The 15077-nt window shown below is 60.9% G+C and carries 12 protein-coding genes; 3 read left to right on the forward strand and 9 right to left on the reverse strand.

Annotated features, from left to right (window positions below; all coding sequences use genetic code 11):
* Positions 1-14: 14 nt before the first annotated feature.
* The 9 genes from AAHA39_RS02295 to AAHA39_RS02335 all read right to left on the reverse strand — a co-directional run bounded on the left by AAHA39_RS02295 (position 15) and on the right by AAHA39_RS02335 (position 11600).
* A complete protein-coding gene (locus AAHA39_RS02295) occupies positions 15-611 on the reverse strand; it encodes an acetate uptake transporter (protein ID WP_320656029.1) in 597 nt (198 codons plus the stop codon).
* Positions 612-840: 229 nt separating this feature from the next.
* Positions 841-3789, reverse strand: a complete 2949-nt coding sequence (locus AAHA39_RS02300; RefSeq protein WP_320656078.1) for a DUF748 domain-containing protein — start codon at positions 3787-3789, stop codon at positions 841-843.
* 52 nt (positions 3790-3841) lie between these two features.
* Positions 3842-4603 carry a substrate-binding periplasmic protein gene (locus AAHA39_RS02305; RefSeq protein WP_320656028.1) on the reverse strand — a complete coding sequence of 254 codons (762 nt, stop codon included), beginning with the start codon at positions 4601-4603 and terminating at the stop codon, positions 3842-3844.
* A 36-nt stretch (positions 4604-4639) separates the two neighbouring features.
* Positions 4640-5050 (reverse strand): MerR family transcriptional regulator, encoded by a 411-nt coding sequence (locus AAHA39_RS02310; RefSeq protein WP_104014664.1) that lies wholly within the window; start codon positions 5048-5050, stop codon positions 4640-4642.
* Positions 5051-5052: 2 nt separating this feature from the next.
* A complete protein-coding gene (locus AAHA39_RS02315) occupies positions 5053-6003 on the reverse strand; it encodes a hydroxymethylglutaryl-CoA lyase (protein WP_407707133.1) in 951 nt (316 codons plus the stop codon).
* A gap of 14 nt (positions 6004-6017) precedes the next feature.
* Entirely contained in the window at positions 6018-8006 is a 1989-nt protein-coding gene (locus AAHA39_RS02320; RefSeq protein WP_320656026.1) for an acetyl/propionyl/methylcrotonyl-CoA carboxylase subunit alpha, read from the reverse strand.
* Positions 8003-8839 carry an enoyl-CoA hydratase-related protein gene (locus tag AAHA39_RS02325; protein ID WP_320656025.1) on the reverse strand — a complete coding sequence of 279 codons (837 nt, stop codon included), beginning with the start codon at positions 8837-8839 and terminating at the stop codon, positions 8003-8005. Before AAHA39_RS02325 ends, AAHA39_RS02320 begins: the two co-directional genes overlap by 4 nt.
* 11 nt (positions 8840-8850) lie before the next feature.
* On the reverse strand, positions 8851-10461 hold the full coding sequence (locus tag AAHA39_RS02330; RefSeq protein ID WP_320656024.1) for a carboxyl transferase domain-containing protein: 1611 nt from the start codon (positions 10459-10461) through the stop codon (positions 8851-8853).
* A complete protein-coding gene (locus AAHA39_RS02335) occupies positions 10458-11600 on the reverse strand; it encodes an isovaleryl-CoA dehydrogenase (protein WP_320656023.1) in 1143 nt (380 codons plus the stop codon). The genes AAHA39_RS02330 and AAHA39_RS02335 overlap by 4 nt, the downstream gene beginning before the upstream one ends.
* A 305-nt stretch (positions 11601-11905) precedes the next feature.
* Here AAHA39_RS02335 and AAHA39_RS02340 point away from each other — a divergent pair, with 305 nt between their 5' ends.
* The 3 genes from AAHA39_RS02340 (at position 11906) to AAHA39_RS02350 (ending at position 15076) form a co-directional block, all read left to right on the forward strand.
* Positions 11906-13063 carry an acyl-CoA dehydrogenase family protein gene (locus AAHA39_RS02340; protein ID WP_320656022.1) on the forward strand — a complete coding sequence of 386 codons (1158 nt, stop codon included), beginning with the start codon at positions 11906-11908 and terminating at the stop codon, positions 13061-13063.
* Between the two features lie 104 nt (positions 13064-13167).
* Positions 13168-13965 carry an enoyl-CoA hydratase gene (locus AAHA39_RS02345; protein ID WP_043850062.1) on the forward strand — a complete coding sequence of 266 codons (798 nt, stop codon included), beginning with the start codon at positions 13168-13170 and terminating at the stop codon, positions 13963-13965.
* Positions 13958-15076 (forward strand): enoyl-CoA hydratase/isomerase family protein, encoded by a 1119-nt coding sequence (locus AAHA39_RS02350; protein ID WP_320656021.1) that lies wholly within the window; start codon positions 13958-13960, stop codon positions 15074-15076. The genes AAHA39_RS02345 and AAHA39_RS02350 overlap by 8 nt, the downstream gene beginning before the upstream one ends.
* Position 15077: the final 1 nt, after the last annotated feature.

Genomic DNA, 15077 nt, shown 5'->3' on the forward strand with positions numbered 1-15077 from the left:
TGAGCATGCGCCAATCAGGCGGCGGCTTTCAGCTGGACTGCTGCGGCTTTCTTGTGATCGCCGATCGGCAGGATGGTGCGGCCATACTGTTCGTTCAGTACGGTCGCCATGGCCAGATAGATGGCGCTGGCGCCGCAGATGATGCCTTCGAAACCGGCGATGGTGCCGATCAGGGTGCTGCCGGTGAAGTCACGGGCGGCCAGCAGGAAGAACAGCACGGTCAGGGAAGCGAACACGAACTGCTTCACGCGCGGGTAGTTGACGGTACCGATCAGCATGAACATGGTGAACACACCCCACATCAGCAGGTACCAGCCCATGTAGGCGTGCGGAGTCGCTTCGGCCAGACCCATGGTCGGCATGACGAGCAGGACAACCAGGCTCAGCCAGAACAGGCCATAGGAGGTGAAGGCAGTCACACCGAAGGTGTTGCCGCGCTTGTACTCCATGATGCCCGCGATGATCTGGGCAATGCCGCCATAGCACAGGCCCATGGCCAGGATCATGGCACTGATGGGGAAGAAACCTGCGTTATGGATGTTCAGCAGAATGGTGGTCATACCGAAACCCATCAGACCCAGGGGGGCAGGGTTGGCCAATTTTTCGCTCACGTGGCGTTCTCCAAAAATAGAGGTGGGGTTAACAAAAAGACGCGCGATTTTAGGCAGCTTGTAAAACCGCCGCAAGGGGGGAAAGGGACTAAACCGTAAAAAAATTACGTATTTATTTGCACTGATGCCCAATTGTTCAGCAGGTCAGCCGGTTTCGTGAGCAAAAGGTGTCAAAATAGTTGAGGGCTTGTATTTTTATTACGCGCAGGCGAACCGGATGAGGAGAGGCTCACTCATCCAGTGTCAGTACCACTTTGGCCTCCTTGTCCTCTTCCTTGACCTGACTGTCCAGCACAAACAGCCGCTCTGGCGTGATCCCCTGGGCATCCACCAAAAACTCCTTGGTGTTTTGTGCCCGGCGCATGGCGAGATTGCGCAGGGACTTGGCGGTGATGAGTTGTTGCTCCTGCAGCAGAGCAACGGCCTGAGCCCGCAGCGCCGCGCTCTTTTCATCAAGATGCAGGCGGTCGGCGAGATCTCCCAGATCTTCTCCGAAGCGATCTTCATAGGCCTGTGCCAGGGCGTCTTGCATATCCTTATCCTGCTCCAGCAGATCGAGATCGACCTGATTGCCGGTGAGTTTGGCGAGGGCCCGCTCCAGTTTTTGCCGTTGCAGGATAGGGCGCTCTTCATTGAAGTTGACCTTGCCGCGAATATTCATGCTGAGCTTGGGGCGATCCTTGAGGGCCTGCGCCAGCTTGGTCAGCTTATCTTGCTGGGTCTGGGTGAGATCCGGCTCGCCCGGCAGAAAAGTGATCTCGTCGAGATCTTCACTGCCGCCAGCCAGAGAGGCGAGCAACGAGAAGGGGGAGGTGATCGCCTTGCTCAGGGTGTTGCCAAGCACATCCCAGAAGATGTTGCCGAGGCTGAAGTCGGGCTGGTCAAGATTGCCCTTCACCTTGAGGTTCATCTGGATGACACCGTTGGCATCGCTCAACAGCGCGATGGCCAGACCGAGTGGCAGATCCTTGGCCTGTTCGCTCTTGATCTTCTCACCCAGTTGCAATTTCTTGATGGTGATGTCGTTATCCCCTTCCAGCCGCTTGCCTTCAAGCTTGTAGTGCAGCTTCACTGAAAGCTGCCCCTTGTCGATGGCGTAACCGGCATAGGTGCCCGAGTAAGGGGTAAAGGTGGTCAACTCCAGATTGTTGAAGGCGACAGCAATGTCGAGCACCGGGTCGGCGACCAGTAGGTTGGTACCGCCACGGATGGTCACCGGGGCGTAGCGATCCACCTTGCCATTGAAGGAGAGTTCGGAGCGCTGGCCCGGAATGTTGCTGATATGGCGGCTCTGACCGCCTAGCGAAGCGATATCAGCCACGAAATCCTGGCTCAGGCTGCGGTCGGCAAAGCGCAGGTTGCCCTGTTCGGTGCGCAGCTCATCGATGGTGAATTGAAATGCGGGTGCCGCTTTGTTGCTCTTGCTCTGGTGGGGGGCGGTTTTACCCTTGGCCGATGCAGGGGCGGTCAGCAGCAGTTGCTGGATATTGGTGACGCCATTTTCGTTGATCTCGATGCGGGCGAAGGGCTTGGTCAGCGCCACATCCTTGATCTTCATCTTCTGGCTGATGCCGTCGTAATCGAGGCCGGTCAGCTTCAGGTCGTTGATCTCGAGCAGTCTCTGGTTATCGGCCCGATCGACCACCTTGAGGGTATGGACATCGAGCCCTCCCTGCAGTGTCAGCTTGTTCAGCTCCCCTTGCTCTGTGGTCGCCAGCGCCAGCTTGGTTTTGCTGCTGAGCTCGCCCTCTTTCACCTTGATCCGCAGCAGATCGTTCAGATAGGGCTGGGCCAGCACAAGAGGGAGTGCCTGCTGGGTTATCTCGCCAGCGAGGGTAAAGGGGGCCAGGGTCAGCTGGCCATCAAAGGCGAGGGGACTCTTCTGGTTGAAACGGGTCGAGAGCGCCACTTTGCTCTGCTGTTCGCTCTTGCTGCCCAGCGGGCCTAATGCCAGCTGCAGGTCGGATAGCTGTCGTGGCAGTGGTTTGCCACTGCTCGCTTCGGTGAGGGTGATATCCCCTTTGCTGATGGCGATCTGGTTGATCTGCCACTGCCATGGCTTGCTGGCGGGGGCCGGTTTCTCTTTTTTCTCTTTGCTCGGCTTGGCTGGTGGCTGATCGATCAATAGTTCGGCCAGATCCAGCTCCTGCCGCTCATTGAGGGTGGCCTTGAGATGTGGCTGTTGCAGGGTAATTTTGCCGATATGCAGGGATTGTTTGCTGCCATCCACAGCAAGTTCAGCGAGGGCCAGCTGACTGAAGCGGGCAAACTCCTCACCCTTGTCGTGCTTCATTTGCCAGTTATCTAGCGTCAGCTTGCCTTTGGACAATTGCCACTCGATCCCTTTCTTGCCGTTTTTCAGTTGATATTCAACCTCTGCCCCGGCATTACCCCGGGTCAGCGCCAGCTTGAGATAGGGGGCCCAGAGTGGGGCAAAGGGTTTGATATCGAGTTGCTTGAGGCTTGCCTTGCCCTGGCCCATGCCGCTGGTGATATCCAGCTTGCCTTTGGCGCTCAGCGGACTCTTGCTGTTGAGTGTGGCAGCAAGCTGGTAGGCGGTGAGGTGACCTGCGGATGTGCTCAGCCCCTCCAGTTGCAGCGTCAGTTTATCGAGCTTGAGCGAGGGCACCCAGCCGGGTTCGCTCTCCTTGCGTTTATCCAGATAGGCAAGCTGGCCATCGGTCAGCGCAATCCGGGCGATATCGACAATAACGGGAGCGGTTTCCGGTTCCGGCTCTGTTGAGGGGGTCGGTGCAAGCAGAGTTGCCAGCGCATCGGTCAGGTTGAGCCGAATGTCCCCCTTTTTGTCACTCAGCCGCTGCACCAGCACCACCGGCCTGGTCAGCGCGATGTCGCTGAGTACCACGCGTTTTTGCTGCCAGCTTGCTTTGAGCTCGGGGATCACTTGCAGATGGGCAAAGCTGACCAATGGCTGCTGCTTGTCATCGAGCAGTGAACTGGGGCCGATGGCCAGAGCGGGGTGACGCAAGCTGACATCGATCTCGCCCAGAGTGAGGTGAATACCGTAGCGCTCGGCCAGCCAACCGGGTAGATAGCGCTGAATCAGCCGCGGAGTTTGCCACAGCAACAGGGAAATGAGGATAAGGAGTAGCAGGAGTGCGTAGACCAGGTAGCGCAACCGGCGAGCTCGGGGGGATGCGGGCATGGTGGTCTCCATTTGATGCACTCCCATTCGGTTCCCGTCATGGTACCGAAAAGTCAGATAGTAATCATGGGGTTGCGTACTCGGATACGCCGTACTTTGTCCAAAGTCGATCCAGATCACCTGTTTGGCGCAGCTTGGCCAGCCACAGTTCCAGCTGGGCAGGGGTAATGCTGGACTCGGGATCAAAGATAGCGCGGTGCTGGTAGCGCTGGTCCCACTTTTGCGACACAAGCAGCTGCGCCTTTACCTCGGGGTTGCTGAGCAGATACTGGTTCAAATAGGAGATATTGAGGATGGCGATATCACCGCGCCCCTTGAGCAGGGCTTGCAGGGCACTGACGTTGTCCTTGAACAGTGTGATGTCGAGATGGCTGTGCAAATAGGTCGGGTCTGCATTGAACTGGCCGATGCCATAGTGATAGCCGGTTACACCAATAAGGTGGTGCAGGGAGGGATCCTCGAAAAAACGCTGGTCTCGCCCAGGGGCCTTGAGGGCAACATACACTTCACCACCGCCAAGAAAGGGGGAGGTCATCTTGAACTTGTCGGTTTGCCAGCCCCACTTGCTGTCTTCAAACAGCATCAGCGAGAAGCGGCCCAGATCGAGCGCCTTGTAACGATTGGCAGCTGAGGTTGGAACAAACACGAATCTTACCTCTTGCTGGATCTCGTTGAGCTTGGCGATGAGGTCCAGCGTCAGTCCTTCATAGTGGTCATCCGACACTTTGACCACGAACGGGGCATAAGGATAACCGCCTACCTTGATAAGGGGATGGCTCCAACCGGACAGACTGAACAGAAGTAAAAACCAGCACCAATATTTCATGGACGTCCCAGGGCAATTGTATAGCCCCAGATTCGGTTAATCTGATGCGCTTTTCAAGTTGTTAAGGGAATTAACACAGCGCTGCTCGGCAGCCTCCAGCTCGGCCATCACCATCTGGATATCCTCCAGTTGCTGGTGCAGGGCACTGCGCTTGCTTTCGATCAGTCTGATCATGGAGTTGAGCTGGTTTTTGCTCGATTTGTCGGTGTCGTACATATCGAACAGCTCGCGGATCTCGGCCAGGCTAAACCCCAGCCGTTTGCCGCGCAGAGTCAGCTTGAGCCGGATCTTGTCCTTGTGGCTGTAGATGCGGGTCTGCCCCTCCCGCTGCGGGGTGAGCAGCCCTTCGTCCTCGTAGTAGCGGATAGTGCGCGGCGTAACATCGAACTCGTGGGCCAATTCCGAAATGCTGTAGGTGATCTCCTTGCCGGGCAGGGAACGGGACATGGTTATGACTCCTGTTGCTGGGAGTGTGGTTGGCAGAGGCGGGCACGCAGCCGCTCGGCATTGGCGTGCAGGGCCTGACCGACCCGCGAGCCATTGGAGCGGCCGAGCTGTTCGCTCACCCACTGGCCGGTGGCCGCCAGTTTGTCGAGATCCACCCCCGTCGTCATGCCAAGGCCGTGCAGCAGGTAGACCACCTCTTCTGACGCCACATTGCCGGAGGCGCCCGGGGCATAGGGGCAGCCGCCAAGGCCTGCCACCGAGCAGTCGATGGTGCGAATGCCGCGCTCCAGCGCGGGTAGCAGGTTGGCCAAGCCCTGACCGTAGGTGTCATGAAAATGGACCGCGAGTCGCCCCGCCGGGATCTCGTGCAGCACTGCATCCAGCATGGGCGCCACCGTGCCCGGGGTGCCGACGCCGATGGTGTCCCCCAGCGAAATCTCGTGGCAGCCGAGATCCAGCAACTGCTCGGCCATGGCGGCGACCCGTTTCGGGCGGGTCGGGCCATCAAACGGGCAGGCGATGACGGTGGAGAGGTAGCCACGCACCTTGATGCCGAGGCGGCGTGCCTCCTGCACCAACGGAGCGAAACGTACCAGCGACTCCTCCACGCTGATGCCGATATTGGCGCGGGTAAAACCGTCGGAGCAGGCGGTGAAGAGGCCAATCTCGTCGGCGCGGGCGGCAATGGCTGCCTGCAAGCCTTGCAGATTGGGTACCAGAGCTCCGTAACGGGTCGGCCCCTTGCGTGGCAGAGCCTCGAACAGCGCTGCGGAGTCCGCCATCTGTGGCACCTTTTTCTCAGAGACAAAGGCGCCGACCTCAATGCGCTGCAGACCGCTGTCGGCCAGTCGCTGGATCAGCTCCAGCCGCTGGAGCAGTGTCAGCGGGTTGGTTTCATTTTGCAGGCCATCGCGCGGCCCCATCTCCACCAGACTGACCTTGTCATCCGGCATGGCTGCTCCTCTGTTCATGATCTACTCGCTTGTTGGTTGATGGCGTTCTCCTCTGGGGCGGCATCGGCAAAGCGCACCAGCAGGGCCCCCTGGCTCACCTGATCACCCTGTTTGCACTGCAGGGCTTCAATTACCCCGTCCCGCTCTGCACGCAGCTGATGTTCCATCTTCATCGCCTCCAGCACCAGCAGGGGTTGCCCCTTGTTGACAGCTTGCCCCTGCTCGACCAGTACCGCTACTACGATGCCATGCATGGGGGCGATGGCGCCCAGCGCCTTCTCATCTTCCTGATCATGGTGGTGACTATGCTGCTGATCATCGGCTGCGAAACGGATGCGCTTGCCCGCCAGGGTCATGATGAAGGTTGTCTCCGAGCCTGCGACCGTCTGAATGGGGATCTGCTGCCAGCAGCCACCCTGCTGCAGCCGGATATGGTCGTCACCTCGCTGGTAGCAACGGTTTTCCCCTTGCCACTCAAACTGGCCGTCATGATCGTTAAGGGTCAATACCCGGCGCTCATCACCGATGCGCACCGCCGCTGTCCAGCAGCGATCCGGCCCCAGTCGAAATCCGCAGGTTTGCTGCCAGGGGGAGGTGCCGGCAGGGCGGCTCGCCAACCAGAGGGCGGCGAGCGGCCAGGCGAGTTCAGGAATGGGCTGCGCTGTGGTGGGGATGGGCCACTGGGTATGGTGGCCCATGGCCAGGACGTCGGGCTCTTCACACAGGCGCAGCAGCAGCTGGCCGTTGTGGACCAGCGGCCTGAGATCCAGTGCCGCCAGCGCATCTGCCAGTTTGGCGAACGCCTCGGCGCGGTTCTGGCCGTGGGCGATCAGTTTGGCGATCATGGGATCGTAATAGGGGCTCACCTCATCACCTATGGTAACGCCGGTGTCGATGCGCACGCCATCCGGCCAGTGGAGCCAGTGGATAGGCCCGCTGGCAGGTAGAAAACCGGCCGCCACATCCTCGGCGTAGAGGCGCGCCTCCACCGCATGGCCGCGCAGCACCACTTCCTCCTGAGTGAGTGGCAGCGGCTTGCCTTCGGCCACGGCCAGCTGCCAGGCCACCAGATCCTGCCCGGTTACGGCTTCGGTGACCGGATGCTCCACCTGCAGCCGGGTGTTCATCTCCATAAAGAAGAACTCATCCTTGCAGAGCAGAAACTCGATGGTGCCCGCCCCCTGATAGTGGATGGCTTTGGCAGCTGCCACGGCCGCATCCCCCATGGCGCGGCGCAGAGCCGGAGGGATGTCGGGGGCTGGCGCCTCTTCGATCACCTTCTGATGGCGTCGCTGCAAGGAGCAGTCCCTGTCCCCCAGATAGATGGTGTTGCCGAGGCTATCGGCAAAGACCTGTACTTCCACATGGCGAGCCCGGGGCAGATAGCGCTCCAGCAGCACCAGATCGTCACCAAAGGCAGCCTTGGCTTCCCGTTTGACTGCCGCCAGCGACTCGTGAAAGTCGGCCAGCTGATCGACCCGGCGCATCCCCTTGCCACCGCCGCCACTGGCGGCCTTGATAAGTAGCGGGAAGCCAATCTGGCTCGCCTGATCGCGCAAGAAGTCCGGTCGTTGATCCGTGCCGTGATAGCCGGGCAGCACATGTACGCCGGCAGCCTGCATCAGCGCCTTGGCGCCCGATTTGTCGCCCATAGCGAGAATGGCGGCACCGCTTGGGCCGACAAAGCGCAGGCCGCGCTGTTCGCAGGCAGTGGCAAAATCGCTGTTTTCCGACAGAAAGCCGTAACCGGGATGGATGGCATCGGCGCACGCCTCTTTGGCAATCTTCAGCACCTTGCCGGTGTCCAGATAGCTCTCTCTGGCCGGAGCAGGCCCCAGATGCCAGGCCTCATCGGCCAGACGGGTGTGCATGGCGTGGGTGTCGGCATCGGAGTAGAGGGCGATGGTGTGGATGCCAAGGTGTTTCGCCGTCTTGATGATGCGTACGGCGATTTCGCCGCGATTGGCAATCAGCAGGCGTTTAATCTGAGAGTGATGGGTCATGTCTCATCCTTGAAACGGGGACGCCAGGCGGGAGGACGTTTGTCGAAGAAGGCCTGCATCCCCTCCTGGGCTTCGAGCCCCACCCGAACCCGGGCGATGGTCTCGACAGTTTTCTCTTCGTGCAGGTGGGAGGGATGGGCCTCTATCGCCGCCAGCAGTCGTTTGGTCTCTTTCATCGCTTCCGGCCCGTTGCGGCACAGACGAAGGGCCTGCGCACGCCCCTCCGCCAGCAGTTGATCCGGTTGGCAGAGTTGATGCGCCACATTGAGCCGACAGGCGGTGATTGCATCGAACGGCTCAGCACTGAGCATGTAGCGGCGCGCCTGACGCATTCCCATGGCACGTACCACGTAGGGGCTGATCACCGCAGGCACTAGCCCGAGGCTTACCTCTGATAGGCAAAAGCGGGCATCGTCGCTGGCCAGCACCAGATCGCAGGCACAGATCAGCCCCAGCGCCCCGCCGTAGGCGGCCCCTTGCACCAGCGCCACCGTAGGGAAGGGGAGCTCGTCGAGGGTCTGCATCAGCCGCGCCAATACCCGGGCGTCTTCGCGATTGTGCTCGAAATCGGCGTGGGCCAGATTACGCATCCAGTTGAGATCGGCGCCCGCGCAGAAGTGTTTGCCCTCGGCCCGCAGCAGCAGGGCGTGAGGATGTTCGGCAAGTGAGTGACCATGGAGGTGGGCAAGATCATCGAGGCAGTCGAGCAGCCCCAGCATCAGGTCGGCATCAAAGGCGTTGTGGCGGGCCGGGCGCGACAGTACCAGCTCGGCCAGTGGGCCGTGCCGCTCCAGCCGAAACGGGTTCTGGGAGGAAGTAAGTGGATCTGACATAGCTTTGCTCCTTACATCCGGAAGATGCCGTACTGCTCGGGTGCAATGCGGGCACCCTGACATGCGGCGAGCGCCAGCGCCAGCACGGTGCGGCTCTGGGCCGGGTCGATGACGCCATCATCCCACAGGCGGGCGCTGGCGTAGTAGGGGTGACCTTGCCGCTCATACTGTTCTATCACCGGTGCGCGGATGGTGGCTGCTTCCTGCTCGCTCAGGCTCTTGCCCTCGGCAGCCAGCTTGTCCCGACGTACCTGCACCAGTACCCCGGCCGCTTGCTCACCCCCCATGACGGAGATGCGGCTGTTGGGCCAGCTAAAGAGAAAATCGGGTTCATAGGCACGGCCGCACATGCCGTAGTTGCCAGCACCAAAGCTGCCGCCGACGATCAGGGTGATCTTGGGCACCCGGCTGCAGGCCACCGCGGTGACCAGCTTGGCGCCGTGCTTGGCGATCCCCTCTTTTTCTGCGCTACTCCCCACCATAAAGCCGGTGATGTTCTGCAAAAAGAGCAGCGGGATGGCACGCCGGTTACAGAGCTGGATAAAGTGGGCCCCCTTCTGGGCACTGTCGCTGTGCAGCACGCCGTTGTTGGCGAGGATACCCACTTCCATGCCGCAAATACGGGCAAAGCCGGTCACCAGTGTGGTGCCGAACAGCGCCTTGAATTCGTCAAAATCAGAGCCATCCACCAGTCGTGCAATCAGTTCGCGGGCGTCGTAAGGGCGTTTGAGGCTGGTGCCCACCAGACCGTAGAGATCTTCTATGGGGTAGGTTGGCTCATCGTAGGTCGATGCCAAACCCGAGAGCGGAGCATGGTCACTGCCCAGATGGGTGAGCAGGGTGCGGGCGATGGCCAGTGCGTGGGCATCGTCACGGGCCATGTGATCCGCCACCCCGGAGTGGGCGCAGTGTACCTCTGCCCCGCCTAGCGCCTCGGCGCTGATCTCCTCGCCGGTGGCTGCCTTGACCAGCGGCGGGCCGGCCAGAAAGATGGTGGCCTGCTCCCTGACCATGATCGACTCGTCCGCCATGGCGGGCACATAGGCGCCGCCTGCGGTGCAGAGCCCCATCACCACCGCCAGCTGGGGGATGTTCTGGGCCGACATGCGGGCCTGGTTGTAGAAGATGCGACCAAAGTGATCCCGGTCGGGGAACACCTCGTCCTGCATCGGCAGAAAGGCGCCGCCGGAATCCACCAGATAGAGGCAGGGGAGGCGCAGCCGCTCGGCGATGGCCTGGGCGCGCAGATGTTTTTTCACCGTGAGCGGGTAGTAGGTGCCGCCCTTCACGGTGGCGTCATTCACCACCAGCATGCACAGGCGCCCAGAGACCCGGCCGATGCCGGTGATGATTCCGGCTGCGGGCACTGGCTCATCATAGACCTGCCAGCCGGCCAGTGCCGACAGTTCGAGAAAGGGGGAGCCAGGGTCCAGCAGCTGATTGATGCGCTCGCGGGGCAGCAGCTTGCCTCGAGCCTGATGGCGGGCGTTGTTGGCCGCGCCGCCTCCTTGGGCGATCTCGGCAATGCGGGCATGGAGATCGTCGACCAGCCCCTGCATGGCGGCCCGATTGGCCGCATATTCCGGGCTCGCCGTGTCGAGACGGGAGTGGAGCCTGCTCATGCATTTTCTCCCATCAGCTCGCGGCCGATGAGCCAGCGGCGGATCTCCGAAGTGCCGGCGCCTATCTCGTAGAGCTTGGCGTCCCGCAGCAGGCGGCCGGTAGGGTATTCGTTGATGTAGCCGTTGCCGCCGAGCAGCTGGATAGCGTCGAGCGCCATCTGTGTGGCATTTTCGGCGGCAAACAGGATGGCGGCGGCGCAATCTTTACGGCTGGTGCGACCCTGATCGCAGGCGCTCGCCACCGAGTAGACCAGTGCCCGGCTGCTGGCGAGGCGGGTATACATGTCGGCGAGCTTGCCCTGCACCAGCTGGAACTCGCCGATGGCCTGGCCGAACTGCTTGCGCTCGCGCACATAGGGGAGCACCACGTCCATGCAGGCCTGCATGATGCCAAGGGGGCCCGCCGCCAGCACCACCCGCTCGTAGTCAAGTCCGCTCATCAGCACCTTGACCCCGCCATGCAGGGGGCCCAGCAGGTTTTCCTGCGGCACCCGGCAGTTGTCGAACACCAGCTCGCAGGTGCTGGAGCCGCGCATCCCCAGCTTGTCGAGCTTCTGGGCGGTGGAAAAACCGGGAGTACCTGCCTCGACGATAAAGGCAGAAATCCCTTTGGGCCCGGCGGCGGGATCGGTCTTGGCATAGATGACGAAGGTGTCGGCATCGGGTCCGTTGGTGATCCACATCTTGTTGCCGTTGAGCACGAAGTGATCCCCATCGCGCACTGCGGTGAGGCGCATGCTGACCACATCGGAGCCTGCACCCGGCTCGCTCATGGCCAGCGCCCCCACATGCTCGCCGCTCACCAGCGGGGGCAGGTAGCGCGCTTTCTGCTCCGGTGTGCCGTGGCGGTGGATCTGGTTGATGCAGAGATTGGAGTGGGCGCCGTAGGAGAGGCCGACCGAGGCGCTGGCGCGGCTCACCTGCTCCATCACCAGCACGTGGGCGAGATAGCCGAGGTTCACCCCGTCATACTCCTCCGCCACCGTGATGCCGTGCAGCCCCAGTTCACCCATCCGGGGCCAGAGATCACGGGGAAAGGTGTTGCTCTGATCGATCTCGCTGGCGCGCGGGGCGATCACTTTCTGGCAGAAAGCCGCAACCTGTTCGGTCAGGGCATTCAGGGTCTGATCCATCTGCATCCATGCTCTCCTTGCGGATATGACAGTCGGGTAGGAAGGTTGGTTCGACCGGCTGACTCTGCGTTATGGCTGGCAGTGGTCGGTCCATTTTTGTACTTCACTTCTGCCACAAGTTTACGTTAGCGTAAACGTAAATCAATTGTTAATCTGTTGTATGTCGATAGAGAGGTGGTAGTGAGATCGTCATCAGCTACCACGACAACAGCGCCATAGTGGCAGATCCGAATGACCAGTGTGTGGGCGCCGCGTCATAAAGCACCAACTCAGGAAAATAAGCGCGGGGCAACAAGGGAGTGAACGACAAGATGGATTTTACCCTGACCGATGATCAACAGGCGTATGTGGAGGCGGCCGCCGCCTTTGCTGATGAGGCGCTCAAACCCCATGCCGCGCGCTGGGACAAGGAGCATGAGTTTCCGATCCCGACCATCAAGCAGGCGGCCGAGCTCGGGTTTTGTGGTCTCTATACCCCGGAGCAGTTTGGCGGATTGGGATTGCCTCGTCTCGATGCGAGCCTCATCTTCGAGCGCCTCACCATGGGCTGTACCTCGACCACGGCTTATCTGACCATTCACAACATGGTGAGCTGGATGCTGGGCAGCTGGCTGCCCAACGAGGTTGCCAAGGAGTGGGTGCCCAAACTGGCCAGTGGCGAGCTGCTGGGCTCCTATTGCCTCACCGAGCCGGGCGCGGGTTCCGATGCGGCGGCCCTCAAGACCCGAGCGGTGCGCGAGGGTGACAATTATCTTATTGAGGGAACTAAGGTCTTTATCTCGGGAGCGGGCAGCAGCGATGTGCTGGTGGTGATGGCGCGCACCGGTGGTGAAGGTGCGAAGGGGATCTCAGCCTTTATGGTGCCGGCCAATGCCCCCGGCGTGAGCTATGGCAAGGCAGAAGAGAAGATGGGCTGGAATAGCCAGCCGACCCGGGAGGTTGTTTTCAATGGGGTTCGCATTCCTGCCTGCTATCGGTTGGGCGAAGAGGGGGAAGGGTTCAAGTTCGCCATGCAGGCGCTTGATGGGGGGCGAATCAATATTGCCACCTGCTCGGTGGGCACTGCCCAGCAGGCACTGGACGATGCGCTGACCTATGTGCAGCAGCGCCAGCAATTTGGTCACCCGGTCAGCGAATTCCAGAGCGTGCAGTTTCGCCTGGCAGATATGGCGACCGAGCTGGCTGCAGCTCGCCTTCTGGTGCGTCAGGCGGCTGACAAGCTGGATCGCGGGGATCCCGACAAGAGTGCTTGGTGTGCCATGGCCAAACGGTTTGCTACCGACGTCGGTTATCGGGTCTGTGATGAGGCTCTGCAACTCTTTGGTGGCTATGGTTATACCCGCGACTATCCCCTTGAGCGCTACCTGCGCGATACCCGGGTGCATCGCATTCTGGAGGGAACCAACGAGGTGATGCGACTCATCATCGCTCGTCGGCTGCTGGCCGAGCAGGGGTTGGCGCTCATGTAGTGCTGGATGACACCTCAAGGGCACCAGCTTTGTGAGCCAGTCACAGGTTGGTTCCATGCAACTCTGTCATCATGGCTATCGCTCTACTGACAAGGACAAACGCAATGACAAGGATCAGGCTCGAATACAACGGCCACGTGGCCTACATCACCCTTGACCATCCGCCAGCCAATACCTGGACGCTTGCCAGTCTGCAAGCTTTCCTGCGGATGATGGAGGAGCTCGACAGCCGCCCCGATGTGGTGGCGCTGGTGATCCGCGGGGCTGGCGAGAAGTTCTTCTGCGCCGGTGCCGATCTCAACCTGTTTGCCGATGGCAATGTCGAACAGGCTCGCGATGTGGCCGACGCTTTTGGTCGTGCATTCGAAGCGCTGGCCCGTTTTCACGGCGTCACCATTGCGGCCATCAACGGTTATGCCATGGGCGGCGGGCTGGAAGTGGCGCTGGCCTGTGATATCCGCATCGCTGAACAGCAGGCGTTGCTGGGACTACCGGAAGCATCTGTAGGCTTGCTCCCCTGTGCCGGTGGCACCCAGCGTCTCACCGAGCTGGTGGGGCCGGGTTGGGCCAAGCGGATGATCCTCTGTGGCGAGAAGGTGAGTGCATCCCTTGCCTATGAGATCGGGCTGGTGGAAGAGGTGGTGAAAACCGGTCAGGCGTGGGAGGCTGCCCATCAAATGGCCCATCTGGTGGAGCGCCAGAGCCCGAGTGCCCTGCGTGCCTGCAAGATGTTGATCAATCAGGGGCGCAGCGGCCCGCGCGATGCGGCATTGCCGCTCGAGCGAAGCCTCTTCCTCGAACTGTTTAGTGATGCCAACCAGCGGGAAGGGGTGGCTGCGTTTCTCGAAAAGCGCGCCCCGCACTGGCAGTACCAAAAGCCGGATGGTGCAACCCATGAGTGAGCCAGTAAGTATCGCAACCCATCCAACGGCTGATGGCCACCAGATCGGGGTGTTGACTCTCGACAGCCCTGCGTCTCTCAACGCATTGAGCCTGCCGATGATCCAGATCCTGCAACAGACGCTGACTCGCTGGGAGCAGGATCCCGCCATCGTTTGCGTACTGCTGCAGGGGGCGGGCGAGAAGGCGTTCTGTGCCGGTGGTGATATTCGCTCCTTCTATTACCGCAAGCAGGAGGTGAGCGGATCGGAACTGTTTGAATATGCCCGCGACTTTTTCGAGCAGGAGTATCGGCTCGATCACCACATCCACTGTTACCGCAAGCCCCTTGTCTGCGTGGCGGACGCCATCTGCATGGGCGGTGGGATAGGCCTGTTTGCCGGCGCCGATTTTCGGGTGGTGACCGAGAAGAGCCTGTTCGCCATGCCGGAGGTGACCATCGGCCTCTACCCCGATGTGGGGGCCAGCTGGTTTTTAAGCCGGATGCCGGGGCGACTTGGGCTTTGGCTTGGTCTGACCGGCGCCCGCTTCAACGGGAGTGATGCCATCGGCCTTGGACTGGCGGATCACGCCATAGCCAGCAGCGAGCGAGCCGACTTGCTGCACCGGTTGGCGGCACTCGACTGGTCAGCCGGTTGCGAGTCCCGTGAGCAGATCGATCAGCTGCTGCGGGGCCTTCATAAAGGTGCCGCAGCGCAGTTGCCTGCGCCCATCCTGCTGCCCCATCAACCAAGAATCGATGACTTGCTGGCGGGGCGAACGTTGGCGGGAGTATTGGCAAGACTGTTTGCTGCCCGATTTGACGAAACGGCGGGAGAGAAAGCATTGGCCCAGGCGCAGGAGAGCTGTCGCACCGGCAGCCCCATCAGCCGTGCCATCCTCTGGCGCCAATATTGGCAGGCTCGCCGTCAATCCCTTGCCGAGGTATTCGCCGACGAACTGACTCTCTCGGTCAACTGCGTGCTCAAGGGCGATTTTGTGGAAGGGGTGCGGGCGCTGCTTATCGACAAGGACAGGGATCCCCACTGGCAGGATCAGCCTGCCGAGGGGGATTGGCTGGACGAATTCTATCGCTGGCCCCATGGGCACAACCCGTTGGCACGCAAGGGATAGG

The organism is Aeromonas sp. SE22 (genome assembly GCF_038739755.1).
In the GTDB taxonomy this organism is placed as follows: Bacteria; Pseudomonadota; Gammaproteobacteria; order Enterobacterales; family Aeromonadaceae; genus Aeromonas; species Aeromonas jandaei.

Excerpts from the sequence above, each read along its gene's own strand:
- AAHA39_RS02300 (WP_320656078.1), bottom strand. The coding sequence starts at position 3,789 with ATGGAGACCACCATGCCCGCATCCCCCCGAGCTCGCCGGTTGCGCTAC.
- AAHA39_RS02305 (WP_320656028.1), bottom strand. The coding sequence starts at position 4,603 with ATGAAATATTGGTGCTGGTTTTTACTTCTGTTCAGTCTGTCCGGTTGG.
- AAHA39_RS02310 (WP_104014664.1), bottom strand. The coding sequence starts at position 5,050 with ATGTCCCGTTCCCTGCCCGGCAAGGAGATCACCTACAGCATTTCGGAA.
- AAHA39_RS02315 (WP_407707133.1), bottom strand. The coding sequence starts at position 6,003 with ATGCCGGATGACAAGGTCAGTCTGGTGGAGATGGGGCCGCGCGATGGC.
- AAHA39_RS02320 (WP_320656026.1), bottom strand. The coding sequence starts at position 8,006 with ATGACCCATCACTCTCAGATTAAACGCCTGCTGATTGCCAATCGCGGC.
- AAHA39_RS02325 (WP_320656025.1), bottom strand. The coding sequence starts at position 8,839 with ATGTCAGATCCACTTACTTCCTCCCAGAACCCGTTTCGGCTGGAGCGG.
- AAHA39_RS02330 (WP_320656024.1), bottom strand. The coding sequence starts at position 10,461 with ATGAGCAGGCTCCACTCCCGTCTCGACACGGCGAGCCCGGAATATGCG.
- AAHA39_RS02335 (WP_320656023.1), bottom strand. The coding sequence starts at position 11,600 with ATGCAGATGGATCAGACCCTGAATGCCCTGACCGAACAGGTTGCGGCT.
- AAHA39_RS02340 (WP_320656022.1), top strand. The coding sequence starts at position 11,906 with ATGGATTTTACCCTGACCGATGATCAACAGGCGTATGTGGAGGCGGCC.
- AAHA39_RS02345 (WP_043850062.1), top strand. The coding sequence starts at position 13,168 with ATGACAAGGATCAGGCTCGAATACAACGGCCACGTGGCCTACATCACC.
- AAHA39_RS02350 (WP_320656021.1), top strand. The coding sequence starts at position 13,958 with ATGAGTGAGCCAGTAAGTATCGCAACCCATCCAACGGCTGATGGCCAC.